The 26,670-nt window shown below is 57.7% G+C and carries 22 protein-coding genes and 1 pseudogene; 9 read left to right on the top strand and 14 right to left on the bottom strand.

Annotated features, from left to right (window positions below; genetic code table 11):
* The first annotated feature begins 133 nt into the window (after positions 1 to 133).
* The 4 genes from HU759_RS00455 to HU759_RS00440 all read left to right on the top strand — a co-directional run bounded on the left by HU759_RS00455 (position 134) and on the right by HU759_RS00440 (position 2,570).
* On the top strand, positions 134 to 1,030 hold the full coding sequence (locus HU759_RS00455; RefSeq protein ID WP_017135802.1) for a response regulator: 897 nt from the start codon (positions 134 to 136) through the stop codon (positions 1,028 to 1,030).
* Between the two features lie 187 nt (positions 1,031 to 1,217).
* Positions 1,218 to 1,541: a type II toxin-antitoxin system RelE/ParE family toxin gene (locus HU759_RS00450; RefSeq protein WP_138453081.1), complete on the top strand. Its 324-nt coding sequence runs from the start codon at positions 1,218 to 1,220 to the stop codon at positions 1,539 to 1,541.
* 4 nt (positions 1,542 to 1,545) lie between these two features.
* Positions 1,546 to 1,845 (top strand): XRE family transcriptional regulator, encoded by a 300-nt coding sequence (locus tag HU759_RS00445; protein ID WP_099550240.1) that lies wholly within the window; start codon positions 1,546 to 1,548, stop codon positions 1,843 to 1,845.
* Between the two features lie 53 nt (positions 1,846 to 1,898).
* On the top strand, positions 1,899 to 2,570 hold the full coding sequence (locus tag HU759_RS00440) for a peptidoglycan DD-metalloendopeptidase family protein (protein ID WP_099550241.1): 672 nt from the start codon (positions 1,899 to 1,901) through the stop codon (positions 2,568 to 2,570).
* Positions 2,571 to 2,574: 4 nt separating this feature from the next.
* Here the strand turns inward: HU759_RS00440 and HU759_RS00435 are convergent, their stop codons facing one another.
* The 3 genes from HU759_RS00435 to phoB form a co-directional block, all read right to left on the bottom strand.
* Entirely contained in the window at positions 2,575 to 3,915 is a 1,341-nt protein-coding gene (locus HU759_RS00435; RefSeq protein WP_017135804.1) for a hemolysin family protein, read from the bottom strand.
* Between the two features lie 269 nt (positions 3,916 to 4,184).
* A complete protein-coding gene (gene phoR, locus HU759_RS00430) occupies positions 4,185 to 5,471 on the bottom strand; it encodes a phosphate regulon sensor histidine kinase PhoR (RefSeq protein ID WP_186354650.1) in 1,287 nt (428 codons plus the stop codon).
* Between the two features lie 81 nt (positions 5,472 to 5,552).
* Positions 5,553 to 6,242 (bottom strand): phosphate regulon transcriptional regulator PhoB, encoded by a 690-nt coding sequence (gene phoB / locus HU759_RS00425; protein ID WP_003195617.1) that lies wholly within the window; start codon positions 6,240 to 6,242, stop codon positions 5,553 to 5,555.
* Positions 6,243 to 6,396: 154 nt separating this feature from the next.
* Here phoB and HU759_RS00420 point away from each other — a divergent pair, with 154 nt between their 5' ends.
* On the top strand, positions 6,397 to 6,774 hold the full coding sequence (locus tag HU759_RS00420; protein WP_017135806.1) for a hypothetical protein: 378 nt from the start codon (positions 6,397 to 6,399) through the stop codon (positions 6,772 to 6,774).
* 101 nt (positions 6,775 to 6,875) lie between these two features.
* Here the strand turns inward: HU759_RS00420 and ubiA are convergent, their stop codons facing one another.
* Together ubiA and HU759_RS00410 are read right to left on the bottom strand one after the other, a co-directional pair.
* Positions 6,876 to 7,766: a 4-hydroxybenzoate octaprenyltransferase gene (gene ubiA / locus HU759_RS00415; RefSeq protein WP_017135807.1), complete on the bottom strand. Its 891-nt coding sequence runs from the start codon at positions 7,764 to 7,766 to the stop codon at positions 6,876 to 6,878.
* Positions 7,766 to 8,329 (bottom strand): chorismate lyase, encoded by a 564-nt coding sequence (locus tag HU759_RS00410; RefSeq protein WP_170036676.1) that lies wholly within the window; start codon positions 8,327 to 8,329, stop codon positions 7,766 to 7,768. The genes ubiA and HU759_RS00410 overlap by 1 nt, the downstream gene beginning before the upstream one ends.
* A gap of 195 nt (positions 8,330 to 8,524) precedes the next feature.
* On the opposite strand from HU759_RS00410, the gene HU759_RS00405 reads away from it, so the two are divergent.
* The 4 genes from HU759_RS00405 to HU759_RS00390 all read left to right on the top strand — a co-directional run bounded on the left by HU759_RS00405 (position 8,525) and on the right by HU759_RS00390 (position 11,585).
* A complete protein-coding gene (locus HU759_RS00405; protein ID WP_003213373.1) occupies positions 8,525 to 8,692 on the top strand; it encodes a rubredoxin in 168 nt (55 codons plus the stop codon).
* 36 nt (positions 8,693 to 8,728) lie between these two features.
* Entirely contained in the window at positions 8,729 to 9,877 is a 1,149-nt protein-coding gene (locus HU759_RS00400; protein ID WP_017135809.1) for an FAD-dependent oxidoreductase, read from the top strand.
* A 191-nt stretch (positions 9,878 to 10,068) separates the two neighbouring features.
* Positions 10,069 to 10,344: an HU family DNA-binding protein gene (locus tag HU759_RS00395; protein ID WP_003213368.1), complete on the top strand. Its 276-nt coding sequence runs from the start codon at positions 10,069 to 10,071 to the stop codon at positions 10,342 to 10,344.
* A gap of 779 nt (positions 10,345 to 11,123) precedes the next feature.
* Entirely contained in the window at positions 11,124 to 11,585 is a 462-nt protein-coding gene (locus tag HU759_RS00390) for a type III secretion effector protein (protein ID WP_099550244.1), read from the top strand.
* Positions 11,586 to 11,742: 157 nt separating this feature from the next.
* Here the strand turns inward: HU759_RS00390 and HU759_RS00385 are convergent.
* The 9 genes and pseudogenes from HU759_RS00385 to HU759_RS00345 all read right to left on the bottom strand — a co-directional run.
* A pseudogene (locus HU759_RS00385) lies at positions 11,743 to 12,817 on the bottom strand (type IV secretion protein Rhs); the annotation flags it as partial.
* 28 nt (positions 12,818 to 12,845) lie between these two features.
* Complete coding sequence (locus HU759_RS00380; RefSeq protein WP_017134641.1) at positions 12,846 to 13,415, bottom strand: Imm26 family immunity protein; 570 nt, start codon at positions 13,413 to 13,415, stop codon at positions 12,846 to 12,848.
* Positions 13,416 to 13,428: 13 nt separating this feature from the next.
* Positions 13,429 to 17,817: an RHS repeat-associated core domain-containing protein gene (locus HU759_RS00375; protein WP_170036678.1), complete on the bottom strand. Its 4,389-nt coding sequence runs from the start codon at positions 17,815 to 17,817 to the stop codon at positions 13,429 to 13,431.
* Positions 17,818 to 17,822: 5 nt separating this feature from the next.
* On the bottom strand, positions 17,823 to 18,833 hold the full coding sequence (locus HU759_RS00370) for a hypothetical protein (protein ID WP_186617248.1): 1,011 nt from the start codon (positions 18,831 to 18,833) through the stop codon (positions 17,823 to 17,825).
* Positions 18,834 to 18,840: 7 nt separating this feature from the next.
* Positions 18,841 to 19,068 (bottom strand): hypothetical protein, encoded by a 228-nt coding sequence (locus tag HU759_RS00365; protein WP_017135812.1) that lies wholly within the window; start codon positions 19,066 to 19,068, stop codon positions 18,841 to 18,843.
* A gap of 159 nt (positions 19,069 to 19,227) precedes the next feature.
* Positions 19,228 to 19,893, bottom strand: coding sequence for a hypothetical protein (locus tag HU759_RS00360; protein ID WP_169988100.1), 666 nt, complete (start codon positions 19,891 to 19,893; stop codon positions 19,228 to 19,230).
* Positions 19,890 to 24,221, bottom strand: a complete 4,332-nt coding sequence (locus tag HU759_RS00355; protein WP_170036682.1) for an RHS repeat-associated core domain-containing protein — start codon at positions 24,219 to 24,221, stop codon at positions 19,890 to 19,892. The genes HU759_RS00360 and HU759_RS00355 overlap by 4 nt, the downstream gene beginning before the upstream one ends.
* Before the next feature lie 12 nt (positions 24,222 to 24,233).
* Positions 24,234 to 24,668, bottom strand: coding sequence for a DcrB-related protein (locus HU759_RS00350; RefSeq protein WP_017135816.1), 435 nt, complete (start codon positions 24,666 to 24,668; stop codon positions 24,234 to 24,236).
* Between the two features lie 15 nt (positions 24,669 to 24,683).
* The gene (locus HU759_RS00345) at positions 24,684 to 26,624 is read right to left on the bottom strand and encodes a type VI secretion system tip protein VgrG (protein ID WP_099550246.1); all 1,941 of its coding nucleotides are present in this window, start codon (positions 26,622 to 26,624) and stop codon (positions 24,684 to 24,686) included.
* Between the last annotated feature and the right edge of the window lie 46 nt (positions 26,625 to 26,670).

Here is a 26,670-nt window from a genome sequence, read left to right as displayed (position 1 = left end):
GGCGTTTTCGTTTGTGGCATCTGAATTTATTTGCGCAGCAGGAGCAATAAGTCCTTCTGTGACCAGCGAGTTTTGGCAAAATGCCATCAGTCAGGCGTTTTGCATGCCGAAGTTTTAATAGGATGAAGGGTCGATGAGTAAAGTCAGTGTATTGGTGGTGGACGACGCCTCGTTTATCCGCGATTTGGTGAAGAAGTGCCTGCGCAACTACTTCCCAGGCATCAAGATTGAAGACGCGGTAAACGGCAAAAAGGCGCAATCCATCCTGATGCGTGAGACCTTCGACCTGGTGCTGTGCGACTGGGAAATGCCTGAGATGTCTGGTCTTGAGCTGTTGACCTGGTGCCGTGAACAAGCCCATCTCAAAGCCATGCCGTTCGTGATGGTGACCAGCCGTGGCGACAAGGAAAACGTTGTGCAGGCGATCCAGGCCGGGGTTTCCGGTTACGTCAGTAAGCCGTTCACCAACGAGCAACTGCTGAACAAGGTCAAGCAGGCTTTGCACAAGATCGGCCGTCTCGACGCCCTTATCGCCAGCGCGCCGACCAAGATGAACTCGGCCTTCGGCAACGACTCTCTCAATGCCTTGACCGGCGGCAAGCCCGAGGCGGCCAAACCGGCGCCGATAGCTGCGCCGAGCAAAGGCCTGCTCAACAGCCAACCGGTGCAAGCGCCTGCTGCCTCGCCTGCCGGCGGTCGCGGCCAGGGCCAACTGCGGCTGTCCAGCGGCAACCAGCAATGTGTGATCAAGGCGCTGAGCATTAAGGAAGCGTTGCTGGTGGTCCGTCGCGGTGAAGTGCTGCCCCAGGTGCTGGAAAGCGCCGTGCTCGACCTTGAGCAAGGCGAGAACGCCGAAGTCGCGCGCCTCAACGGCTACCTGCACGCCATCGTCGCCTATGAGCCACGGCCTGACAGCGACTGGCTGCAACTGACCTTCCGGTTTATTGACCAGGATGCGCAGAAGCTCGACTACATCTCCCGCCTGATCGCGCGCGGTACGGCGCAGAAGCACTTCGTGCCGGGAGCTTGATCGCCTGAATCAAGGGAATCGACCGACCGTCTGATTCCCGCTGGGTCGCTTGATTTATATCCATTTCGATATAGTCTCTCGATAACGCGTCAGTGTTATCGAGCCTTTGCTATGCCTTGAAACACACCTGCACCGCCTTTGGCTGAATCGTCGATTAGGCTTCTTCTTTCCAGGAAAGGAGAAGCAAATGCCAAGGCATAAGGATGTGGTGTTTTTAGGAATCTCGCTCAAGGATCTCAACGAATTCCCTCTCGACGCCCGAAGGGCTGCCGGCTTTCAGTTGGATCTCTTGCAGCAGGGTGAACAGCCTTTTGATTGCAAACCGATGAAGACTATCGGGAGGGGCGTCAGCGAAATTCGGATCACTGAGGAATCAGGAGCGTTTCGAGTGTTCTATGTGATTAATCGGCCGGAAGCAGTCTATGTGCTGCACGCGCTGCGCAAAACCACACAGAAAACCGAAGGGCGGGATATCGAACTGGCTCGTGCCAGATTGCAGGAGATAGGTTAAGCCCATGACAGACTCAAAAATTCACACCGAACGTTTCAGCAGCGTCTGGGATGCTCTGGAAGACACGCCCCAACAAGCCGCCAATATGCGCATGCGCTCAAAGTTGTTGTTGGAGTTGTGCAACACCATCCGCAGCTGGGAGCTTTCTCAGAAAGACGCGGCACAAAGGCTCGGTATCAGTCAGCCGCGCTTGAACGACGTGCTCAACGGCAAGATCGACAAGTTTTCCCTTGATGCGCTGGTCAACCTGTCGGCCGCCGCCCGGATGAATGTGGATATCTGCTTTACCGCGCTGCCCGCTTAGAGCTGTCATCAACCCTTGCTAGCCTGCCGAACAGTCCTCCCGGCAGGTACGTCATGTTCATTCGCCTAGTCCTGTTCTGTGGGCTGGCCACGGTTTGCACTTCGACCCTGGCCATGACCCTCTACAAAACCACCGATGCCAATGGCGTGGTGTCTTTCAGCGACCGGCAAACGCCGGGCGCCCAGGCATTTGTGATGCAGGAGCGCCGGGTGGAACGGACCAAACGGCCGGTGCTGGATATGCCCACATCAAGTTATCCACAGCAAGCCTATCGCTATCCTTTGCCTTGGCGTGGTGGGCCGTTTCGCTTGACCCAAGGCCCTAACGGCAGCTTCAGCCACACCGACGCCAAGAGCCGCTACGCCATGGACATCGCCATGCCCGAAGGCACACCAATCATTGCGGCGCGTAGCGGGATGGTGGTGAAGACCGAAAATAACCAGGCCGGGCGCGGTAATGACGCGTCCGGGAATTTCGTGCGCATACGCCACGATGACGGCACCGAGGGCGTGTATTTGCACCTCAAGCAAGGTTCGGTCAGCGTAAGGGCAGGGCAGCGTGTGGTGGTGGGAAGCCCACTGGCGTTGTCGGGCAATACCGGCAACAGCAGCGGGCCGCATCTGCATTTTGTGGTGCAGAAGGCTTCCGAGGCCGGGCTGGTTTCGATTCCGTATGAGTTCAACCAGCCGCTTGGCAAATTGCCCAACTTTGCGTTGGGCAATTGAGGCGTCAATCCAGCAGCAACACCTTGGCCAGGACGATCTTCGGCCCTTTCATCTTCTTGATGATGATGCGCAAGCCTTCAACTTCCAGCACTTCTTCCTCTTCCGGCACGCGTTTCAACGTGTCGTAGATCAAGCCGGCCAGGGTTTCGGCTTCGATGTGGTCCAGGTCCACGCCCAGCAGGCGCTCCACCTTGAACAGCGGCGTGTCGCCACGCACCAGCAGTTTGCCTGGCTGGTAGGCGAGGATGCCACGCTCGGCCTTGCGGTGTTCGTCCTGGATATCGCCGACCAGCACTTCCAGCACGTCTTCCATGGTCAGGTAGCCGATGACTTTGCCGTCGGCTTCTTCCACCAGGGCAAAGTGCGCGCCGCCTTTGCGGAACTGCTCCAGCAACTGCGACAGCGGCATGTGCCGCGAGACACGCTCCAGCGGGCGGGTCAGCTCGGCCAGGTTGAACGACTCGGGGATGTGGTCCAGGGCAGCCAGTTCCAGCAGCAGGTCCTTGATGTGCAGCAAGCCGACAAACTCGTTGCGATCGGCGTCATACACCGGGTAACGGCTGAATTTGTGGCGGCGGAACAACGCGAGGATTTCCTTGAGCGGGGCGTTGAAGTCCAGGGTCACCAGGTCTTCGCGGGAGTTGGCCCAGTCCACCACTTCCAGCTCGCCCATTTCCACAGCCGAAGCCAGTACGCGCATGCCTTGGTCGCTTGGGTCCTGGCCACGGCTGGAGTGCAGGATCAGCTTGAGTTCTTCGCGGCTGTAATGGTGCTCATGGTGCGGGCCGGGCTCGCCTTGGCCGGCGATACGCAAGATGGCGTTGGCGCTGGCATTGAGCAGGTAGATCGCCGGGTACATGGCCCAGTAGAACAGGTACAGCGGCACCGCCGTCCACAGCGACAGCAGCTCGGGTTTGCGAATTGCCCAGGACTTGGGGGCCAATTCACCGACCACGATGTGCAGGTAGGAAATCACGAAGAAGGCGGCAAAAAACGACACGCCTTTGATCACTTCAGGCGATTGCACGCCGATGGCGCCCAGCAATGGCTCGAGGATGTGCGCAAAGGCCGGCTCACCGACCCAGCCCAGGCCCAGGGAGGCGAGGGTAATACCCAATTGGCAGGCCGACAGATAGGCGTCGAGCTGACTGTGGACGGTGCGCAGGATCTGCCCGCGCCAGCCGTTCTTGTGGGCGATGGCCTCGACCCGGGTGGCGCGCAGTTTGACCATGGCAAATTCCGCTGCAACGAAGAAACCGTTGAGCAGTACCAGGATCAGTGCAAAAAGAATCATGCCGAAATCGGCGAAGAGTGTAGCGAGGGTGATACCAGGGGAAGGGTCCATGATGGGGTTTTGCAGGTTCCGTGTGTTCAATAAGGGGTGACAGACAGGCCTGAAAGGCAGGCGCAAGTCGGCCAATGTAGCGGCTGACGGGGCGCTTGCCTAGTGCCCGCTGCCGGGCGGAGCCTGGAAAGCCTTCTGCCAAACCATGCAAATCCAATGTAGGAGCTGGCTTGCCTGCGATAGCGGCCTGCCAGTTGAGGTGATTTCAGCTGACCCACCGCCATCGCAGGCAAGCCAGCTCCCACACTTAGATTTACGTTGTTTTCGGGTTATTCATCTGTGCCGATCACCCGCGAACGGGTCATCTGCGCCGGTGGGAAATGGCAGGTAAAGGTGCTGCCATGCCCCAGCACGCTGCTGATCTCCAACCGTGCGCGGTGGCGCAACAGCACGTGTTTGACGATCGCCAGGCCCAGCCCGGTGCCGCCGGTGTTGGAGTTGCGGCTTGAGTCGACGCGGTAGAAGCGTTCGGTCAGGCGCGGCAGATGCTTGGCGTCGATACCGATGCCGGAGTCCTGCACGCTCAAGTGTGCGCCGTGCTCATCGCTCCACCAGCGGATGCGGATATTGCCCTTGTCCTGGGTGTACTTCACGGCGTTGAACACCAGGTTGGAAAACGCGCTGCGCAACTCACCTTCGCTGCCTTTGAGCAATACCTGCGAGTCGGCCTCCAGTGTGATCTGTTGCCCGCGCTCGCCGGAAAGCGCCTGGGCGTCATTCTTGATGGTCTGCAGCAGGCTTTGCACCGCCACCGGATGGTTGTCCGATGGGTAATCGGTGGCTTCCAGCTTGGCCAGCAACAGCAGGTCATTGAGCAGGGTTTGCATGCGTGAGCCCTGCTGTTGCATCTGCTGCAGGGCACGGCTCCAACGCGGGTTGATCTCGTCGACGTTGTCCAGCAGCGTCTCCAGGTAGCCGCAGATCACCGTCAACGGCGTACGCAGTTCGTGGGAGACGTTGGCGACGAAGTCTTTGCGCATCTGTTCCAACTGGTGAATGCGGGTCACGTCGCGCACCAGCATCAGGTGCTCGTTGTTGCCATAACGCGTCAGGTACAGCTGGATGCGCACGCGGTCATTGGTAGGCGAGGGGATTTCCAGCGCTTCTTCGTAGTTTTCCTGCTCGAAATATTCCTTGAAGCGCGGGTGGCGCACCAGGTTGGTCACCGGCTGACCGCTGTCCTGGGGCGTCTTGAGGCCCAGCAAGGTCTCGGCAGCGCGGTTCCACCACTCCAGGTTGCCGTCGCTGTCGAGCATGATCACCGCGTCTTTGAGCGCAGCGGTAGACTCCTGCACCCGGTCGATCACCGCCTGCAGGCGCCCGCGAACCCTTTGGTCGCGGCGTTGCAGGTGGTAGATGCTGTCGAACACTTCGCCCCACAGGCCGTAGCCGTCGGGTGGTGCTTCGTCGGGTTTGTGCTGGCGCAGCCATTCATGCAGGCGCAGCAATTGTTTGAGGGTCCAGCCCAGGTACAGGCCGATACCAACGGCCAGGCTCCAACCGTAATAACCGCTGATCAAACCCACCACCAAGCAACCGGTGATCAACAGAAGCATGTGGCGAATCAGGGTGCCATGCCAGTTCTGGTTCACTTAAACATGCGTCCTTGTCAGCTGTTAAGGAAAGGAAGGGCCGGCTCAACCTTTGGTGGAAAAGCGATAGCCGGTGCCGCGCACGGTTTGTACCAGATTCTCGTAGGCATCGCCCAAGGCTTTGCGCAGGCGGCGGATATGCACGTCAACCGTGCGCTCCTCCACATACACATTGCCGCCCCACACCTGGTCCAGCAATTGCCCACGGGTATAGGCGCGCTCCTGGTGGGTCATGAAAAATTGCAGCAGGCGGTATTCGGTCGGCCCCATCTCGGCCGGCTTGCCGTCGATGGTCACGCGGTGGCTGATCGGGTCCAGGATCAGCCCGTCGACTTCGATCGGCGCTTCGCCATCGGTAGGGCCGGCACGGCGCAGTACGGCCTTCAGGCGCGCTACCAGCTCACGTGGGGAAAACGGCTTGGTGATGTAGTCATCAGCGCCGACTTCCAGGCCCTGGATCTTGTTGTCCTCTTCACCCTTGGCGGTGAGCATGATGATCGGGATATCCCCGGTCAGCTCGTCACGCTTGAGGCGACGGGCCAGTTCGATGCCGGAGGTGCCGGGCAGCATCCAGTCCAGCAGGATCAGGTCCGGCTTGCGGTCGACGATAATGGCATGGGCCTGCTGGGAGTTCTCCGCCTCCAGGCAGTCATAGCCGGCCATTTCCAACGCAACGGCGATCATCTCGCGAATGGGCGCTTCGTCGTCAACGATCAGAATGCTCCTGCCAACCATGCTCAAAATCCTCTTGTCATTTAACTGTCTTGCGCCGCATTAGATAACGGAATTATTGCAGTCGTGTGACAGTAATTTAGACGATCGGGCAATTCACGGCACTCTGGACTACCCTTTGGGTCCGAATCCTGACAACCACAAAAGGAAGGTTCCGATGACTTACAGCACTGTTTCATGGAAAGCCCTGTTGGTATCGGCGGCGTTGACGCTGCCGGGCCTGGCGTTTGCGGCGGAGCCGGCGATGACTCACGACGGAATGTTGGTGGATCACAAGGGGCTGACCCTCTACACCTTTGACAAGGATGCCGACGGCAAGTCGGTGTGCAAAGACCAGTGTGCGACCAACTGGCCGCCGCTGAAGGCTGAGTCTACTGACAAGTCGATGGGTGATTGGACAGTCATTACCCGCGACGACCAGACCAGTCAGTGGGCTTACAAAGGCAAGCCTGTCTACACCTACAAGGATGACAAGAAGGCGGGTGACAAGACCGGTGATGGCAAGGGCGGGGCGTGGCACGTAATCAAGCCCTGACCACGCAGTGCGGCTGAAACCATCGCGGGCAAGCCCGCTCCCACAGGGGAATGCGTTCCAAATGTGGGAGCGGGCTTGCCCGCGATGGCGTCAGCACTGACTTACCGAAACCCGTAATCCGCCACAATCCCGACAAAAATCGCCAACCCCGCCCAGTGGTTATGCAAAAACGCCTTGAAGCATTTCATCCGATCCTTGTCCCGGGTGTACCAGAATTCCCAGGCAAAACAGCCCGCCGCCGCCAGCAACCCCAGATGGAACCAGCCACCCAGCTCGAACCGCTGCCCCGCCAATAGCAGGCACACCAGCGATAAACCTTGCAGGGTCAGAATGATCACGCGGTCCGCATCGCCGAACAGAATGGCGGTGGATTTCACCCCGATCTTCAAGTCGTCATCGCGGTCGGTCATCGCGTAATACGTGTCGTAGCCCACCGTCCACAGCAAGTTGGCGATGTACAGCAGCCACGCCGTGGCCGGCAAATGCCCGGTCTCGGCAGTGAATGCCATCGGCATGCCCCATGAAAACGCCGCGCCCAGCACCACTTGTGGGTAATAGGTGTAGCGCTTCATGAACGGGTAGCTCGCCGCCAGCGCCAGGCCGCCCAAGGACAGCAGGATGGTGGTCGCGTTGGTCAGCAGCACCAGCAGAAAACTGATGCCCATCAGCACCGCAAAAAACACCAAGGCCTCTTTGGAACTGATCTTGCCGCTCACCAGCGGCCGTTGCTCGGTGCGTTTCACATGGCCGTCGACCTTGCGGTCGGCCCAGTCATTGATCACGCAGCCGCCGGCGCGGGTCAGCACCACGCCCAGCACGAAAATCACGATATTGAGCAACGACGGCGAGCCCTTGCCCGCAATCCACAGCGCCCAAAGCGTCGGCCACAACAGCAGGTAAATGCCGATGGGTTTGTCCATGCGGGTCAACTGAATGAAATCCCACGCCCTGGGGTTCAGGCGGTTCAAGGACTTGAGCAGACGTTGATACATCAGCAGTTCTCCGGATGGTCATGCAGCGCATGCCAGAAGCTGGGCAGGAAAATTTCCGCGACCAGCACGCTCAACGGCCCGCGATCAAAGCGCGAGCGGCGCGCCCACAGGCCATCGGCCTGGTCGGCGCTCGGCAGCCATTGCCGTGGGTAATGGCATACCTTGATCGCCTGGCGAGTGAAGGCCTGATCGCAGAACAGCAACTCGCCCAGCGAACGGCTGCCCAATTCGTCCATGTGCAAGCCATCGCCCTGCAAGGCACTGCGCGCCGCCACGCTGCGGGCAAACACCCACGGTTGGCCATGCCCGCGCAAATACACCTCGCGTACCCAGCCGACCGTGGCCGGGGCCATACCCAACGCCGCACATTCATCCTCGCGCAGTGGCTGCCAGCCTTCGAACAGTGGCGTCACGCTGAAGCCGTCGTTGGAAAGCCACGTAAGCCGGCGCGTCAGCGAGCCTTCGTCGAACAGCCAGTTGAGGGTCAATGGCGCGGGCATTGGGCTCAGAAGGCTCTGGGTCAGCCATTGGCAAGCATCGGGACAGGCGATTGAGTGCGGCACGGTGAGTCAGTTTTGGCAGTAAAAGAGGCGGCGAGCTTACCATGGCGTCCTGAACTTTTGCCGGGCTGAACCGGCCGTTTGCGCCGAACATGCTTGCATCTGCCGGCCCCGATCAGTACAAAACGCCCTGAGCCGCACGGCAACGTTGGTCTATCGACCGTCGGCCAAGATGCCTGGACCCTGAGGAAGCAAGTAATGAAGAAGTGGCAATGTGTAGTCTGCGGCCTGATCTATGACGAAAAAGACGGCTGGCCGGATGACGGTATCGCACCGGGCACCCTGTGGCAGGACGTCCCGGAAGACTGGCTGTGCCCGGACTGCGGCGTGGGCAAAATGGATTTCGAAATGATCGAAATCGGCTAAACATCGGTTTAAGAAACGTACTACAAGGAGAAAGGAATGAACGCACCTGTCGTGATCATCGGCACAGGGCTGGCCGGTTACAACGTGGCCCGGGAATTTCGCAAGCTCGACAGCGAGACCCCGTTGCTGCTGATCACCGCGGATGACGGGCGCTCCTACTCCAAGCCCATGCTCTCCACCGGCTTTGGCAAGAACAAGGAAGCCGATGGCCTGAGCATGGCTGAGCCGGGCGCCATGGCCGAGCAACTCAAGGCCGAAGTGCGCACCCACACGCGCATCAGCGGCATCGACCCGGGCCACAAACGCCTGTGGATCGGCGAGGAAGCGGTAGCCTACCGCGACCTGATCCTGGCTTGGGGCGCAGAAGCCGTGCGCGTGCCGGTCGAAGGCGATGCGGCGGAACTGATTTTCCCGATCAATGACCTTGAAGATTACGCACGCTTCCGTGCCGCTGCTGCCGGTAAGCGCCGTGTGCTGCTGCTGGGCGCGGGCCTGATCGGCTGTGAATTCGCCAACGACCTGATACTTGGCGGCTATGAAATTGATCTGGTCGCACCCTGCGAGCAAGTCATGCCGACTCTGCTGCACCCAGCAGCGGCTGGCGCTGTGCAAGCCGGGCTGGAAGGCCTCGGCGCGCGGTTCCACTTGGGCCCGGTGCTCAACCGCTTGCAGCGCACGGCGGATGGCCTGGAAGCGCACCTGTCGGATGGTGAAGTGATCCACTGCGACCTGGTGGTCTCGGCCATCGGCCTGCGTCCGCGCGTGGACCTGGCTGCTGCCGCCGGCCTGCAGATCAACCGTGGAATCATGGTGGACCGCCACCTCAAGACCTCCCACGCCAACATCTACGCCCTGGGCGACTGCGCCGAGGTCGATGGCCTCAACCTGCTGTACGTGATGCCATTGATGAGCTGCGCCCGCGCCCTGGCCCAAACCCTTGCCGGCAACGCCACCGCCGTCAGCTATGGGCCGATGCCGATCACCGTCAAAACCCCGATCTGCCCTCTGGTGGTATCGCCGCCGCCACGCGGCACCGAAGGCGTGTGGAGCGTCGAAGGGCAGGGCGCCGACATCAAGGCCTTGTGCCGCGACGCCAGCGGCCGCCTGCTGGGTTATGCGCTGACCGGCAGCGCCGTCATGGAAAAACTTGCCCTTAACAAAGAACTTCCGCCATTGCTGGCGTAAATGCCGGTCGTTCTGTCGGAATCAGCACCTTCTTACCCCCAGAAAGGTCGCCGCGAGACTGGCGGAGCGTGCGAGGGCATGCCATCCTCACTCCCGTCTGCCGCAGAGTAGAGCCTGCGGCGCCTTGGGCGCTGCTCCACCAGAGAGCAGCACGGACATAACAACAAAAAACCGTCAAAGAGGCTTCACTTATGCGTAAACCAGAACTCGCAGCCGCTATTGCAGAAAAAGCAGACCTGACCAAAGAGCAGGCCAACCGCGTCCTTAACGCCGTTCTCGAAGAAATCACCGGCGCCCTGCACCGCAAGGACAGCGTCACCCTGGTGGGCTTCGGCACCTTCCTGCAACGCCACCGCGGCGCCCGCACCGGCAAAAACCCGCAAACCGGTGAGCCAGTGAAAATCAAGGCGAGCAACACCGTTGCATTCAAGCCGGGCAAGTCGCTCAAAGACAGCGTCAACCCGTAATAGCAGGACCGTCTGAAGGGAGGCGGGTTGGTAAGAAAATGGGCACGCCGACTGGGTTGGGTGCCCATTTTTGTTGGGCGTCGTTAAAGCGGGTGATGGCACCGGCACTTCAATGGCTCTAAAGGTGGGGGGCAAAGCAACGGGTCGTCTCGATGTTTTTTATAACTATTTAAATATTCAGATTCAGCGCAGTAGTCACGCGTACGGAGTTAGGCTGCTATTTGAATTGGAACGGTTTTGCTTTATGCAACCACGTATAGGCTGAGGTTGCAGGGAGCCCTCCTTAAGTCGATAACTTACTTGGAGAAAAAATGAAACTATCCAATCAAGCCTATGTTCCCCTCCTTCCGCCCCTGACTAACGTCGATGTGGCACAACCAAAACTACCGGTGCCACCAGGACTACTCGATCAGTCCTCCCAACCGACTAAACCGGGCGCGCATACATTAGATCCAAATGCTTACCCTGAAGGTACCGCTGAGGAGCATAGTAATAGAACGATCAGGGGTTTTAGGTTTCGCCCCAGAATACCTGCAACAAGGCCACTCAAACCGCCAAAACCGCTAGCGCCACCTAAACCACCTAGGCCCGCACCCTCGGCGAGTAGGCCAAGCAGTGTCGCGAATGCTGCCAATACCGCCAGGGCTGTTGGCGCTTTGCAGTTCCCTCCCATTGCCTCCTCACTGGCCACTCAGGCGCGAAACTCGTTCGTTGAGGCGGGTGTAAGTACCCTGATCAACCTTCCACTCAGCGTTGCCCAGCATGTAACGTCGAAAGCCATGACGGATAGAATTGACGCGCAATCGAAAATGCCCGGCGCAGAGAAAAAGAACGTAGACGGAACAAAGAGTACTGTAGATCCGTCCGCGACAGATCAACAAAAAATAGAAGCACGCCTGGAAGGTGCTGAAATAAAAACAGAGTTATTGGCCAACACCATTCTGTCCATCAACGAAGGGGCAGACGCTAACGCGGTAGGTAAAGACCCCGCGGCGTCAACCGACATCAATGCGCGATTGACCGGCCTTGAGAAGAGGATGGACACAATAGAGGGGCAGATGGAAGGCATCGCTGAACGATACGGACTTGTCTACTGCCCCTATTCCGAACCTGAATCTTCGCAAGCACCGACAGATAAGTCTCGTGTAGAGACTATTGAGCAGCGCTACAAGTATATGAATACAATGGTTAAAAAATTGAAAGCTGCCAAGGAAATCGATAAAGAGGATGATGCGGAATAAGATTTTTTAAGAAAGGGAGGAGGGGACAGATTTATTTAATTTTGCTGAGTTTAATAAAGTTGTCTCCTTTTCCGTTGTTGTTGCAGGGTAGGTGTTAGCGGAAAAGGGGACGCATTTATTTAAGAGCTAGAGTGAGATGAGAAATAAATCTGTCCCCATTTTTCCCCTCAACCAACCGACTTTCCGCGTCATACGCAAACCGCTGCACCCCTCGCTTGGCGCTGCGCTTCTCGACCATTCGCCCAAACGCGTCGTAGCGATAACGCTTGTCCTGAAACGTCAGCAGCTTGTTATGCACCACCAACCCGGCGCCTGCGTGCGGGCTATCCAGCAGGTTGGCGGCGGCGTCATAGGCAAAGGTTTCGCGCTGCCCATGCAGGCTGTCCTGGCTGGCGATGATGCGGCCGGTGGCGTCGTAATGCAGCAGTTGGCGATGTTGCGCGGCGGGTTGCTGGTCGAGTTTGCCGATCAGGTTGTCGGCGGGGTCATATTCGAACTGTTTTTGCGCTGTCGCCGGCATCAACGATGGCTGAGCCGCAAGACGCCGTTGGCGTGAGCGCAGGCGGCCGCTGCGGTCGTATTCGCTGCGGGTGCTGAGCTGGCCCTGGGTGCGCAGCACTTCGCGGTGCAGGCGGTCGCGCTCGAAATCGCTGATGACCTGGCCGTCGAGGTTGATCTGGTGCAGGTGGCCGAGTTCGTCGTAGTGATGTTGCAGGTTGCCACCGGCACTCTGTTCGGCAAGTAACTGGCCGAGGGCGTCGTAGGCGAAACCCAGCGCCTGGGCGTTGCCTTGCAGATCAGGTCACAGCCGTGAGCTGATCTACCGCATCGTAGCTGTAGTCGGTGCGGCCATCGTCGGTGGTTTTGGCGACCAGTCGGCCGACCGCATCACGCTCCAGCCGATGAACGATGGGCGCGGGTGGCGTCTCGGGCACCACCGCCAGTCCATTGCCATAAGGTGCAGGATGAGCAGTCACCGCGGTGATGTTGTCGAGCAAGTCATAGTTGTAGCGTTTGGCGCTGCCGTCGAAGTCTTGCTGCTCGGTCAGCCGATCCCCGACGTCCCATGCGAACCGAGAGCTCTCACCGTTCTCATTGACCAGCGCTTGCAGCCGCCCGTAGCTGTCGTAACCAAATTGCACCTGCCGCCCATGGGCATCGGTGCGCTGGCGTACCTGGCCACGCCGGTTGTGTTGGTAGAGCGTGGTGTGCCCGGCGGGGTCGGTATAGCCATAAAACCTGCCCTCTTTTCTCCCGTTTTTATTGGGCGGCGAATAATGCTTGTGCGCTGAGTGCGGCCTTATTTACTCGTTCTGAGGCGATGGTGCTATCAATGCGCAAGTCGGGGGGTAACTTCTCATAGTCCATCGGCTCAGCATCAGAGATCGCTCCACGTAAGTGTGCGATCACCCTGAAAATAATGTGATGCATGCGCCAGCAGATGGATGGCTCAATGTTGTTCAGCTGTTGCTCTGTAGCGGGCTTGCTGACACCGCCTACCCAGATTTCTGACTCGAACGCGAATTGAATTTCGTCATATCCAGAGGACTCTTTTTTGTAGTCCGGATCACTGAAAAGGATCTTCCATCGAGGAATTTCCGAGAAAAGCATGCTGCAGAAAATCGGTCGGAACAGACGTGTGGAGGTGTCTACCTCGCTCAATGACACGGGTATTTGCGTATAAAATTTCGCAAAAACCTCGATCAGATGCCCCAGCGCAGGGGGAATGAGCTCGATATAGCGGGCAATAACAAACCCAGTCTCATCTGAAGAATTGAGGGCCGGGATATAAAAAAGATCGCCCGGTTTAGGTGACTTCAGGGTTTTCATGCAATGGCCTCATTTATGTACAGGATTTGACTTTGCTTGGTTTGAGGCCCAGCGCCTTCGCCGCAACTTTATAGTTTTTATAGTGAGATTTTCCACGCGCATCAGTGCGGCCTTTATTAATGGGTTCAATGACGTTGCCTGGGAATTTGCCCTTCGTTTTATATTTCTCGCGATACGCTTGTTCATAGCCCTTGGCTTGAGTGTAAGTCATCTTGCCATCCTGGCCCTTCAACACTCTAAGCTCCCCTTTTCCGAGACGTGTGGACCTGTCGTGCTGTTTTTCACGTGCGGCGGGAAGTTGCTCTGTGTGACCAATGTAATACGGTGTTTTGGCATTGGGGGCGTAGAGTCCGTATACATAAAAACCAGGTTTGTTCAGCGGTGTTTGAACCCAGCCTAGTGGATCGCTCCAAGTAAAGGGATTTGCGCCGTACAAGTAGAGATTCAGGCCACCTTGCAACCCAATCGGATCCGGCGTCGTAAACCGTCCCATATCCGGATCATAAAACCTGAACGTATTAAAATGCAGCCCCGTCTCCCGGTCCAGATACTGCCCCTGAAACCTGAGGTTCTGCTCCTCAATGTAATAAGGCTCACGCACCTCTTCCAGCGTGTTGCCCCACACCCGATAAGTCGCCTGCCAGAGCATGTGGCCATCCATCTCTGTCAGCTGCTCCGGCAACCCATTCAGGTCGTTATGGTAGTAACGAATCTTCTGCAACGGCCCGGCACCGTCAACGCGAGCCAAGGGTTGGTAGCCTTCATCTTCATAGACGTACAGGCTTGTTTGACTGTGCTTATGCTCCTGCAATAACCGCAAGCCGTCCCAGGTAAACCGCGTTTCCCCCAGTGGATATCCATCACCGCCATGCTCGGTTTTTTCTATCCGACGGCCTAGCGGGTCATACACCATCCTGACCACGCTACCATCGTCATTACGCACCTCAACCAACCGGCTCTCAGCGTCATACGCAAACCGCTGCACCCCTCGCTTGGCGCTGCGCTTTTCAATCATCCGCCCAAACGCATCGTAGCGATAACGCTTGTCCTGATACGTCAGCAGCTTGTTATGCACCACCAACCCGGCACCCGCTTGCGGGCCATCCAGCAGGTTGGCGGCGGCGTCGTAGGCGAAGGTTTCGCGCTGCCCGTGCAGGCTGTCCTGGCTGGCGATGATGCGGCCGGTGGCGTCGTAGTGCAGCAGTTGGCGATGTTGCGCCGCGGGTTGTTGGTCGAGTTTGCCGATCAGGTTGTCGGCGGGGTCGTATTCGAACTGCTTTTGCGCCGCTGCGGGCATCAGCGTTGGCTGGCTGTTCAGGCGGCGCTGACGTGAGCGCAGGCGGCCGCTGCGGTCGTATTCGCTGCGGGTGCTGAGCTGGCCTTGGGTGCGCAGCACTTCGCGGTGCAGGCGGTCTCGCTCGAAATCGCTGATGACCTGGCCGTCGAGGTTGATCTGGTGCAGGTGGCCGCTGCCGTAGTACAGGCGGTTGAGCCAGCGGCCGTCCGGCAACTGGGTCTGGATCAGGTTGCCGAGTTCGTCGTAGTGATGTTGCAGGTTGCCACCGGCACTCTGTTCGGCAAGTAACTGGCCGAGGGCGTCGTAGGCGAAACCCAGCGCCTGGGCGTTGCCTTGCAGATCAGTGAAGGTCACAGCCGTGAGCTGATCTACCGCATCGTAGCGGTAGTCGGTGCGGCCATCGTCGGTGGTTTTGGCGACCAGTCGGCCAACTGCATCACGCTCAAGCCGGTGAACGATGGGCGCCGGTGGCGTCTCGGGCACCACCGCCAGTCCATTGCCATAAGGTGCGGCAAGCGCAGTCACCGTCGTGATGTTGTCGAGCAAGTCGTAGTCGTAGCGTTTGGCGCTGCCGTCGAGGTCTTGCTGCTCGGTCAGCCGGTCACCGGCGTCCCACGCAAACCGATAGCTTTCACCGTTCTCATTGACCAGCGCTTGCAGCCGCCCGTAGCTGTCGTAACCAAATTGCACCTGCCGCCCATGGGCGTCGGTGCGCTGGCGTACCTGGCCTCGCCGGTTGTGTTGATAGAGTGTGGTGTGCCCGGCGGGATCGGTGTAGCCCACCAACTGCCCGCTGGCGTCGCGCTGATACTGCTCGGTGCGCCCATCCGGTAATTGGCTGCTGAGCAAACGCCCCTGGGCGTCGTAGCTGAACTGCGTGCGTTCACCCAAGGCATCAGTGATGACCTGCAAATAGCCACGGTCGTCGTAGCTGAAACGCGTCGGGTAGCCCGAGCAGTCGATATGCTCGACCAACTGCCCAAACGGATTCCAGCGCAGTTGTTTGCTTTTGCCAGTGGCATCAATGATTTCTACTGGCTGGCCGTGGGCGTCATAGCGGTAACGGGTGATATAGCCCAGCGGATCGGTCTCGGCGATGCAATTGCCGCGAGGGTCGTAGCGATACTGCCAACTGTTGTCGGCGGCGTCGGTTTCCACCAGCGGTAAAGCCCAATGCTCCAGCCACAAGGTCGAATCACTGCGGCCCAGCGGGTCGGTTTCGCCAATTACGTTACCGCTATCATCGTAGCTGTACTCATAGCGCCCACCCAGCGGGTCAGTCGCGCTGAGCAACTGACGTTCGTCGTTCCATTCGAACAGCCAGGTTTGGCCGAGGTTGTCGCTGTATTGAGTGATCTGGTGCTGAGTGTTCCAGTGCCGCGTGCTCACGCGCTGCAGGCCATCGGTGATGCGCGTTAAGCCAGCCTGCAGGTCATAGTCGAACTGGTAAGCATCGCCCTCATCGGTCCAATGCCGAACCACGCGCCATTCCAGGCCTTCGATCAACGCCCACTCATAGAAACAGCGCAATCCGGTGGGTAATTGATGCTCCACCATTCGGCGCCCGGCATCGTAGGCAAAACGCCGCTGCACTTGATCGGTTGCATCACGCACTTGCACCAGATTGCCCGCCGCGTCGTAGCCATAGCTCACCAGCACTTCGCGACGTTGATCCGGGTACAGGCGTTCGATGCGGCTCAGATAGCCCTGATCGCGGATCAGCTCAACCTGTACCAGATCGAACGTGTCGCGCAGACGCACCAAACGTCCGGCTTCGTCATAGTCGATATAGATACGGTTGTCGTTACGATCACCCAGTTGGCTCAGGTGCAGTCGTGCCGAGTTTGCGGGGGCCGGCTCGAACAAACGATACATGCCGTCGTCGCTTTCGATCAGCAATTGCCCATTCAGGTGTCGCCGCACCGCAAGCCCTTCGCCCGGGCTGAACACTGCGCCGCCCAACGGAATGGCGCCCATGTCGATGGGCCGGCCCTGCTCGTCGGTATACACGAGCGTTTCTCCGCCTTCGGGATGCGGCCGAATGTCGACGCACACCTCGTAGGGCACGCTCCAGCCGACGCCAAACAGGCTGCCCTGGCGTTCATCACGGCTGTTGTAGAAGCGCTGCCAGTCAATCGGGAGGATACCCGGCAGCACGAAATCCAGGTCGTCGACGTCGCCCAATACCTTCGCACCCGTCGCGGCATGCACCGGGTTCGACGAGCCCATCGCGGCGTTGGCCGCAGCGCCCATCGCGCTGCTGATGGCCATCGAAGTGGCGCCGCTGACCAACATGCACGGCAACTTGCTGAAGAACTTGCCCTTGCCACCCTTTAGCATCAACAACGCCGTAACCGCCAACCCGACGCCAGGCGTCTTGCCGCTGCGAATCTCACGCACCACCACCGAACCGCCACCAATGGTCACGTTGGAGGAAATCAGCCCGGACGACACCACCGTCGCATCGCAGGTACTGCGATCACCACTGCGCACGGCGGGTTGGCCGTTGACCGTGACTTTTTCCGACCCCTCGGCCAGAAACTGCGGCGGCATGGGCGGGTGCTTCATACACACCACCAGGTCCAACGGCTTGGGCACAGCGCCTGGCGCAGGTGTGGCAACGGTAGGGCGCCACATCTGCGAGAAGAACCCCTCGGCCATGTCCAGGAAGCTGGGTTCCGGTGCGGGCGGGGGGGCTTCCAGCTCGGTACCGGCCGGTTCGACATGGGAGCTGATTGCTCCCGCAGCGCGGGCGGCTGGCATCTTGTTGGTCAGGGTATTGGTGGAGCCGGTGAGAATGTTCGCCTGCACCGTGGGCGGAAACAGGGCGTTGCTAAAAGCGTCGCATAAATGGGTCAGCCCTTTGTCTGCTCCGCTCTTGCTCATCAGCAGGCCGACAATCGTGCCCACCACCGCGCCGAGCAGGATGCACCCAAGCCCGCCTGTGGCGACGGTGATACCGGTGACCGCCACCACGGCAACCGTCGCCGCAGCCGTGATCGCGATATTGGCCGCCACCTCCAGCACACCGCCGAGGATGTCCGCCATCATCGAAGTGTGGGAGAGCGCATCGCCCATCCGGGCTGCCCATAACGCGTCAGACATATAGGTTAAAGACTGTACAAAATATTGTAGAAGGAGGTTTGCTTATCGTTTATCAGTGACAGATCGTGGCCTGTTGGAATCTTTTCAAATTGCACTTTAGTAACGGCCATTCGACGCTTGATCACGGCTTCCAGCAGTTTGCCGAATAGCGCATCATCATCGACGAATTTTTTTAGCTTCAGAATCTCTCGTGGGCGGGTTCGCAGGATATAAAAAGCATAATTCATCAAAATAATACTGGAAACGAAAAGGTTTTCGGTTGATTGAAGTGGGTTGACGGTATCGACCAAGGCTTCAAAAGCCTGCTGCCTGTGGTGGGTATAGGTATACAGGAACACGTCGGGATACATGAGCTCGCTATAACGATCATTAAAATTCAAGCGATAATTTTTATTGTCCGGCGTAACCAATAGTTTAACGATGTTTGTCTGGAACGCTTTCAAGGTGCTCAGCAGTGCATGTTCTTTTCTGGTGTCTGCTTTAATCGTCTTGTATATCACGTTAATCAGGTCCAGCAGTGCTATAGATCCAAAAGCCTCGGTCACCATCAGCAGCTGGTTATCCTTGATACTGAACCTGCGATATACCTCGTCATCAATGCTCAATTCAAAAAGCAGGAACGTGAGCATGTGGTTCCTGAACGCCGCGTCCTCATCGATAGGGCTATTTTTTAGACTGATCAGTTGGATCAGATAGAAGAAAATAAAATAGTCTTTATTAGTGCGTTGACGATTGTCGATGTCCAACAAATGACCAAAGCGAGACAGGACGAGTAGAAGGGCATAGCAGTCCGCCTCCGTAAATCCCTGTTTCGACATGGCTTTTTCAAAAGCGCTCGCGGAAAAAAGATCGTGCCAACGGCTCACATAAAGCGTTGTTCCATTGCTTTTCTTGGCGGCAGCGGAGAGTAATAAAGGTTCGTCTTCCTGATAAAAAATAACGCCCAGTGACTGAGGAACTGGCCGGATGTTCAGGAAACTTTCAAGCTTGTATGAAATGAGATTGAAGAGATCCATTTTGTCGTTATCCGCAGGTCTTCCACTTTCCGTTCGCCCCTTTTTTCTCGACGCGAAAAGAGGTGATGGTTTTGTTGAATTTGTCGAGTATCCGAAAACCTACACCTTTTGCCTTGGGCTCATTGGTCTTGGAGAGTACGCCATCTTTGAGGCCCGTCTCTTTATAGTCAACGGTAGAAATGTCCTTATGGTCGTTGAGCATGCTCACCCCTTCGTTATTGACGGTCGCTACCACGCGGTACTCTTCACGGCGAAAAAGGGGATGAATTATGATGCTTGAACGAGCCGGAAATAATCTGTCCCCATACTTTTTATTGGGCGAATATCGGTGTGTGCTGACGCTTTAATGCTTGATCGAACTCTGAGTTAAACATGATGTTGCGGACTACGTGCGTCATAGCTTATCGAGGCTGGCAGCGGTGGTGGTGTAAAACGGCATGCCTGACTTGTCGATGACTTTTATTCTTCCGTTTTCTTCCTTGATATCCTTTAGGTAAGGAAGGAAGACCACTTCATCGGGAGCTGTTCGCAAGATCTCTTTGTCGAGCACACAGGTGTTGCTCTTCAAAACTTTAAAACTCAATAAGAAAAAATCGATTGTCAGGCGGCATTCAAGTACGCAGGTACACGCAGGGTTTTTTATTTTTTTACTCTTGAAAACCCACTCGTTTTTAAAGTGGTTACGGCGAAACTCATCAAGGGTGTCTTTGAATAGGGCGACAGGAAGCGCTATGTGCTTTATCGCTTTTGCCAACCCATTCAACAGCAGGCTTATAAAAAACTCATTGAGTTCGTCGGACGTTACGCAGTTTTTATAGGCGACCTCGTCCATAGTCACCGGCACAATGAGTGCGCTGCTGGAGTTCACGTAGACCTCCTGCGTAGTTTGTCTGGTTCCGACAAAACAAATTTTTTTGAAGCCCACCGCCTCGAATTTTTGGGCGCTCAAATGGCGTTCCAGGAAATTGCAGACAGACCGGCTTTGATCGCGGAACGGATGAATGATCTCGTCGCTGTATTCGGTCAAGTCCGGGTACAGATACACTTCTTTTAAAATCATGGCCTTGAATGCCTCGCTGGGTCTAATTCCTGCCTGCGGCGGTTCGCATTTCGTTGCTCCCAACGCTCGATTTTCCACCGAGCGCCGGGGCCAGCCGGCACCTTTTTGATTACTCTGGACTCATACCGTCCCGTATTACCCGGTTCTGCGTTCCAGTCTCTAACCTGTTTTTCGGCTCGCGCCGATTTTCCATTTTTCTTTATTCTGCCGCCACTCACACCGGTCTTCGCAACTTTTCCGGTGCGCGTGTCTACGACTTCATAGCCGTGTTGTGCCTTGCGGCTTTTTCTCGAGTTGCCGTGGCATGACCAGCCCCAAGGATCTATCCACCCTAAAGGGTTGGGAGCGTATTGGTAAAGGTTGATTCCCCCCAATAGCTCGATGGGGTCTGGTGTGGTGAATCGCCCAATATCCGGATCATAGAAACGAAAGGTATTGAAGTGCAGGCCTGTCTCGCGATCCAAATATTGGCCCTGGAATCGCAGATTCTGCTCTTCGATGTAGTGAGGCTCACGAACCTCTTCAATGGTATTGCCCCAAACCCGATAACGAGCATGCCAGACGATATTACCCGTGGCATCCGATAGTTGTTCGGGCAGTCCGTTCTGATCATTGTGGTAATACCGAATTTTCTGTTGGGCACCCACACCATCCACACGTGAAAGCGGCTCATGGCTGTCTGTTCCATAGAGGTACAGGCTGTTCAGACTGTTCTTTTGCTCTTGAAGCAGCCGCAATCCGTCCCAGATGAAATAGGTCTCGCCTAGTGGAAACCCTCGGATGTCATGTTCAGTTTTTAGTGTCCTTCGACCGAGGGGGTCGTAGCACATTTTGACGACAGTTTCTTGAACTCCGTTGATGTTGTGAACTTCAATCAAACGATGCTCTGCATCATAAAAGAAGCGTTGCACTCGATGACTACCGGTACGCTTCTCTACCATTCGACCGAAGGCATCGTAGCGATATCGTTTGTCCTGATAGGTCAGTAGTTTGTTATGTACCACCAGCCCTGCACCGGGCTGGGGACCGTCCAGCAAGTTGGCGGCAGCGTCGTAGGCAAACGTTTCGCTCAGCCCCTGAAGGTTGTCTTGGTTGGCGACAATACGTCCCGTCGCATCGTAGTGGAGCAATTGTTGACGACTGGCAACCGGCGTACGGTCAATGCGGGTGATCAGATTGTCGTTGGCGTCGTAATTGAACTGCTTCTGTATTCTGGGCGGTAGCAGTGTTGGCTGGTCGGCATTGCGCAGTATGCGCGAACGCAGGCGCCCACCACGGTCATACTCGCTCCGCGTAGTAATGTGTCCCTGAGTACGCAGAACCTCACGATGCAGCCGGTCCCGCTCGAAATCACTGATCAACTGACCATCGAGGTTCAGTTGGTGCAGATGACCACTTCCGTAGTAGAGACGGTTGATATGGCGCCCATCGGGCAATTGCGTTTGTATCAGGTTACCCAGTTCGTCGTAGTGATGACGCAGGCTGCCTGCTGAGCTTTGTTCTTCCAGCAATTGGCCGACAGCATCGTAAGTAAATGACAGGCTTTGCTCGCAGCCTCGGGTATCTGTGAATGTGGCAACGGTAAGTTGGTTGACGCTGTCGTAGGTGTAGTCGGTTCGACCATCGGCCGTTACTTTTCGGATCAATCGGCCAGCGGCGTCCCGTTCCAAATGATGAGTGATGGGATCTATTGGTGTATCGGGTACAAGTGCCAGTCCAGAACCATAGGGGGCGGGTATATGGGACTCGAGAATGGCATTGCCTAATCCGTCGTAGGCATAGCGTCGGGCGCTGCCATCCAGGTCTTGTTGCTCGACGATTCGGTCGACCGCATCCCAGATAAATCGATACTGTTCACCATTTTCATTGGTCAGTGCCTGGAGACGACCATAGGCATCATAGTTAAATTGAACGTGGCGTCCGTGGGCGTCGATGCGTTGGCGAACTTGCCCACGTCCATCGTATTGATAGGCGGTGGTGTGGCCGGCCGCATCGATGTGTTGGGTGAGCTGGCCACTTGTGTCACGCAGGTATTCTTCAACGCGACCATCTGGCAGCTGATAATGCAGCAGACGCCCGCGAGCGTCATGCAGGTAAGTCGTGCGCTCGCCGAGCGCATCGGTGATGGTCTGTAAATAACCGCGATGGTCGTAGTTGAACTTTGTTGAGTAACCTGAGCAGTCGATATGCTCTGACAGCTGCCCGTATTTATTCCAACGCAAGGTGTTGCTTTTACCTGCGGGGTCGACAATCTCTACGATCTGGCCACCAGCGTTATAACGGTAGCGAGTGACGAGACCCAGCGGGTCTGTTTCGCGGACACAATTGCCGCTGGCGTTATATTCGTATTGCCAACTGCTGCCGGCACTATCGGTTTCAACCAGTGGAAGAGACCAATGTTCCAGCCATAAAACGGATTCAATACGGCCCAAGGGGTCACTGGATGTACTGAGGTTACCGCTCTCATCGTAGCTGTACTCATAGCGCCCACCCAGAGGATCAGTCGCGCTGAGCAACTGACGTTCGTCATTCCACTCGAACAGCCAGGTCTGGCCAAGGTTGTCGCTGTACTGAATGATCTGATGCTGAGTGTTCCAGTACCGCGTACTCACGCGCTGCAGGCCGTCGGTGATGCGCGTGAGGCCAGCCTGCAGGTCATAGTCGAACTGGTAAGCGTCGCCCTCATCGGTCCAATGCCGAACCACGCGCCATTCCAGGCCTTCGATCAACGCCCACTCATAGAAACAGCGCAATCCGGTGGGTAATTGATGCTCCACCATTCGGCGCCCGGCATCGTAGGCAAAACGCCGCTGCACTTGATCGGTTGCATCACGCACTTGCGCGAGATTGCCTGCCGCGTCGTAGCCATAGCTCACCAGCACTTCGCGACGTTGTTCCGGGTACAGGCGTTCAATGCGGTTCACATGGCCCTGATCACGGATCAGCTCAACCTGCACCAGATCGAACGTATCGCGCAGACGCACCAGGCGCCCCGCTTCGTCATAGTCGATATAGATACGGTTGTCGTTACGATCACCCAGTTGGCTCAGACGCAGTTGCGACGGGTTCGCTGGCGCAGCTTCGAACAAGCGGTACATGCCGTCGTCGCTTTCGATCAGCAACTGCCCATTGAGGTGTCGTCGCACCGCAAGCCCTTCACCGGCGCTGAACACTGCGCCGCCCAAGGGAATGGTGCCCATGTCGATGGGCCGGCCCTGCTCGTCGGTATAGACCAGCGTTTCGCCGCCCTCGGGATGCGGCTGAATGTCGACGCATACTTCGTAGGGCACGCTCCAACCGACGCCAAACAGGCTGCCCTGGCGTTCATCACGGCTGTTGTAGAAGCGCTGCCAGTCGATAGGCAGAATGCCGGGCAGCACAAAATCCAGGTCGTCGACACCGCCCAGTACCTTCGCGCCCGTCGCGGCATGCACCGGGTTCGACGAGCCCATCGCGGCGTTGGCCGCAGCGTCCATCGCGCTGCTGATGGCCATCGACGTCGCGCCGCTGACCAACATGCATGGCAACTTGCTGAAGAACTTGCCCTTGCCACCCTTGAGCATCAACAGCGCTGTAACCGCCAACCCGACGCCAGGCGTCTTGCCGCTGCGAATCTCACGCACCACCACCGAACCGCCACCAATGGTCACGTTGGAGGAAATCAGCCCGGACGACACCACCGTCGCATCGCAGGTACTGCGATCACCACTGCGCACGGCGGGTTGGCCGTTGATCGTGACCTTATCCGAGCCTTCGGCCAGAAACTGCGGCGGCATGGGCGGGTGCTTCATGCACACCACCAGGTCCAGCGGCTTGGGCACGGCACCCGGCGCAGGTGTGGCGACGGTAGGGCGCCACATCTGCGAAAAGAAACCTGCGGCCATGTCCAGATAACTGGCTTCGGGTTCCGGTTCGGGCGCTTCCAGCTCGGTACCGGCCGGTGTGACATGGGAACTGATCGCCCCGGCCGCACGAGCCGCAGGCATGTTATTGGTCAGGGTGTCGGTGGAACCGGTGAGAATGTTCGCCTGCACCGTGGGCGGAAACAGGGCGTTACTGAAGGCATCGCATATCTTGGTCAGCCCTTTGTCCGCGCCACTTTTGCTCATGGCCAGGCCAACAATCGTGCCCACCACCGCACCCAGCAGGAAGCAGCCGAGGCCACCGGTGACCACGGTAATGCCGGTGGCCGCAACCACGGCCGCCGTCGCCACCGCCGTGATCGCGATATTGGCCGCCACTTCCAGCACACCGCCGAGGATGTCCGCCATCATCGAGGTGTGGGAAAGCGCATCGCCCATCCGGGCTGCCCATAACGCGTCAGACATGCAGGCGGCTCATCAAGAAATAGCGTCGAACGACAACGAGTTTTTGATCAATGCCCAGTGCGCAGCCTCGGCATCGCCTAGCTTTTCGGCCTTCACATAACTCAAGGCGAGCATCTTGCGCGTACCCGGCAACACCAGCGCCAGCTGATACTGGAACACCTTGTCATTGCCCTTGTTGAACTGGCTGCGCAACTCGATACCTTCCACCTCTTGAGCGGCGCCCAGGCTCACGGTAACGCTGGGTTGGCAGCGCAAATCCTGCACCTGTTTTTCCAGGCGCTTGAGTTGGTCGTCGAAGTTGCTGTGCAACGTTTCGCCTTCGGCCAGCAAGCTGCGGCTGACGATCAAAGAAGTGCCCAGCTCGGGAAACTTGAGAATATTGATCGTCGCGTCCTGCAACTCTGCGGCCGGCAGCTGGAACTGAAATTCGTTGATTCGGTACGTCATGGCAAACAGGTCTCGTCAGGAGCTTTTAGGCGTGGGGAACGCGGCTTTGATATTGGCGTCGATGCTGGCTTTGACGCCTTGGCCATCGGGCGTGGCGCCAGCGCCGCCGCCGTTGTTGAGGTGCAGAAGGCCACCGGTATTAAACTCGGCATCGCCGCTGGCATAGAAGCTGATGTTCACACCCGTGAGGTTGATCTGGCCGCTGGCATTCAACTCCAGAATGCTTTCGCCGCAGACCAGCCGCAGGTTCTCGCCCACTTCAATCACGTAGCTCTGGCTGATGCTGTCGGTCTTCCTTTGGCCCACCGAGAGAATGTCCTCCTGCTTGACGATGCGCAGGCGGTTATTACCAATCATCACCGTCTCGTTATGCCCAATGCTCTTGTTGCGGTCATGCCCCACCGAGTGGCTTTCATCCACCTCCACCACGATGTCCTGATTGCGCTCGGCGTGGATATACAGCTGCTCCAGCCCCTTCTTGTCCTCCATACGGATTTCATTGAAGTTGGCCGGCGTGCCGCCTTTGCTGGAGCGGCTTTTCATGCCGCTCTGGGTGGCGTTTTCCGGCAGGTCGTAAGGCACGGTCTGCTCGGCGTTGTAGACACGGCCGGTGATGATCGGGCGGTCCGGGTCGCCTTCCAGAAAGCTCACGATCACTTCCTGGCCGATCCGTGGGATCTGCATCGAGCCCCAGTTTTTACCGGCCCAGGACTGCGACACACGAATCCAGCACGAGCTGTTTTCGTTGGATTGGTCGTGACGGTCCCAGTAGAAGTGCACCTTCACGCGGCCGTACTGGTCGGTCCAGATTTCCTCGCCCTTGGGGCCGACCACCAGCGCAGTCTGCGGGCCTTTGACGATGGGCCGATAGGTGCTGGCCAGCGGTCGGAAGCTTTGTTGGGCGTCAATACAGGTGAGGCTGCTTTCGAACTGCGCCGACCCTGAGCCGCCGCCGGTTTCCAGGCTTTCCTGGACGATGGCATAGCGGCAGCCGACGATCAGGTATTCGCGGTTCTGGTCCTGGCGGCTGAAGCCGGTGAGGCTGAACAAATGGCCTGAGCCCAGGCCCCGCGCATTACCGTTGAACTCGATCTGCTCATGCAGGGTTTGCAGGGCTTCGATGCGGGTGCGCGCATAGTGCTCACCGTCGGCGCTTTGCACGTAGGTGCCGGGGTAGTCGTACAGCGGGTAGTCGCCGGCGGTGTGCGGGCGCGGCATGGCCGAGCGCACGTCGATACTGGCGCTGGGGCGCTGGAAGTCGTAGTCGTTAAGCTCCAGCGACCCAGGCTGCACTTCCTGCGCCAGGTGCCAGTTGTGCATATGGTCGCGTTCGCGCTGCTGCTCGTCCTTGGGGTAGTACGGGATCGACGCATAGCCCGGCACCGTGGTGTGGGCGCCATAAGCATCGGCCAACACCAGCACATGACGGTCCTGTTCATGGCGGAAGAAGTAGTAGATACCTTCCTGTTCCATCAAGCGGCTGACGAAATCGAAGCTGGTCTCGCGGTACTGCACGCAGTATTCCCACTCGCGATAAGGGCGGCTCAGCGCGTCTTCGAAGTCGGAAAAACCCAGGTCGCGGAACACTTGCTTGATGATCTGCGGGATGCTCAGGTTCTGGAAAATCCGGCAGTCCGAGGTGCGGCTGAGCAGCCAGAACCACGGGCGCAGGGTCACCTGATAACTGGCGAACTGGCCTTGGTCGATATTCTGGCTGCAACGCGCAACGATGCCGTGGAAGTGCCGCTCGCCACCGTCCGCCAGCTGCACGCCAACGCTCATCGGCTTGCCCAGCAACTGGTTAAGGTCGATGTTGGCGTCCAGAGAGGTCAGTCGCAGCTCATAGTTGAACAACCTGCCCAGCTCTTCGCCGCCGCCCATTTCATTGAGCAGCAGCACATCCGGCCCGAGCGGGCTGGTGATCTTGGCCAGGCGTGAGGCTTGGTTGAATAGCATCGGTAGTCCCGTAAATACCTAAATAACTGAAGAAACCGAATCCAAC

Source organism: Pseudomonas sp. OE 28.3, from assembly GCF_014268205.2.
Lineage (GTDB): Bacteria > Pseudomonadota > Gammaproteobacteria > Pseudomonadales > Pseudomonadaceae > Aquipseudomonas > Aquipseudomonas edaphica.
The sequence above is the reverse complement of the archived record's forward strand: the minus strand, read 5'-3'. Positions and strand labels throughout refer to the sequence as shown.

Coding starts and splice junctions, on each gene's coding strand:
- HU759_RS00455 (WP_017135802.1), top strand. CDS start 134: ATGAGTAAAGTCAGTGTATTGGTGGTGGACGACGCCTCGTTTATCCGC.
- HU759_RS00450 (WP_138453081.1), top strand. CDS start 1,218: ATGCCAAGGCATAAGGATGTGGTGTTTTTAGGAATCTCGCTCAAGGAT.
- HU759_RS00445 (WP_099550240.1), top strand. CDS start 1,546: ATGACAGACTCAAAAATTCACACCGAACGTTTCAGCAGCGTCTGGGAT.
- HU759_RS00440 (WP_099550241.1), top strand. CDS start 1,899: ATGTTCATTCGCCTAGTCCTGTTCTGTGGGCTGGCCACGGTTTGCACT.
- HU759_RS00435 (WP_017135804.1), bottom strand. CDS start 3,915: ATGGACCCTTCCCCTGGTATCACCCTCGCTACACTCTTCGCCGATTTC.
- phoR (WP_186354650.1), bottom strand. CDS start 5,471: ATGCTTCTGTTGATCACCGGTTGCTTGGTGGTGGGTTTGATCAGCGGT.
- phoB (WP_003195617.1), bottom strand. CDS start 6,242: ATGGTTGGCAGGAGCATTCTGATCGTTGACGACGAAGCGCCCATTCGC.
- HU759_RS00420 (WP_017135806.1), top strand. CDS start 6,397: ATGACTTACAGCACTGTTTCATGGAAAGCCCTGTTGGTATCGGCGGCG.
- ubiA (WP_017135807.1), bottom strand. CDS start 7,766: ATGTATCAACGTCTGCTCAAGTCCTTGAACCGCCTGAACCCCAGGGCG.
- HU759_RS00405 (WP_003213373.1), top strand. CDS start 8,525: ATGAAGAAGTGGCAATGTGTAGTCTGCGGCCTGATCTATGACGAAAAA.
- HU759_RS00400 (WP_017135809.1), top strand. CDS start 8,729: ATGAACGCACCTGTCGTGATCATCGGCACAGGGCTGGCCGGTTACAAC.
- HU759_RS00395 (WP_003213368.1), top strand. CDS start 10,069: ATGCGTAAACCAGAACTCGCAGCCGCTATTGCAGAAAAAGCAGACCTG.
- HU759_RS00390 (WP_099550244.1), top strand. CDS start 11,124: ATGACGGATAGAATTGACGCGCAATCGAAAATGCCCGGCGCAGAGAAA.
- HU759_RS00380 (WP_017134641.1), bottom strand. CDS start 13,415: ATGAAAACCCTGAAGTCACCTAAACCGGGCGATCTTTTTTATATCCCG.
- HU759_RS00375 (WP_170036678.1), bottom strand. CDS start 17,817: ATGTCTGACGCGTTATGGGCAGCCCGGATGGGCGATGCGCTCTCCCAC.
- HU759_RS00370 (WP_186617248.1), bottom strand. CDS start 18,833: ATGGATCTCTTCAATCTCATTTCATACAAGCTTGAAAGTTTCCTGAAC.
- HU759_RS00360 (WP_169988100.1), bottom strand. CDS start 19,893: ATGATTTTAAAAGAAGTGTATCTGTACCCGGACTTGACCGAATACAGC.
- HU759_RS00355 (WP_170036682.1), bottom strand. CDS start 24,221: ATGTCTGACGCGTTATGGGCAGCCCGGATGGGCGATGCGCTTTCCCAC.
- HU759_RS00350 (WP_017135816.1), bottom strand. CDS start 24,668: ATGACGTACCGAATCAACGAATTTCAGTTCCAGCTGCCGGCCGCAGAG.
- HU759_RS00345 (WP_099550246.1), bottom strand. CDS start 26,624: ATGCTATTCAACCAAGCCTCACGCCTGGCCAAGATCACCAGCCCGCTC.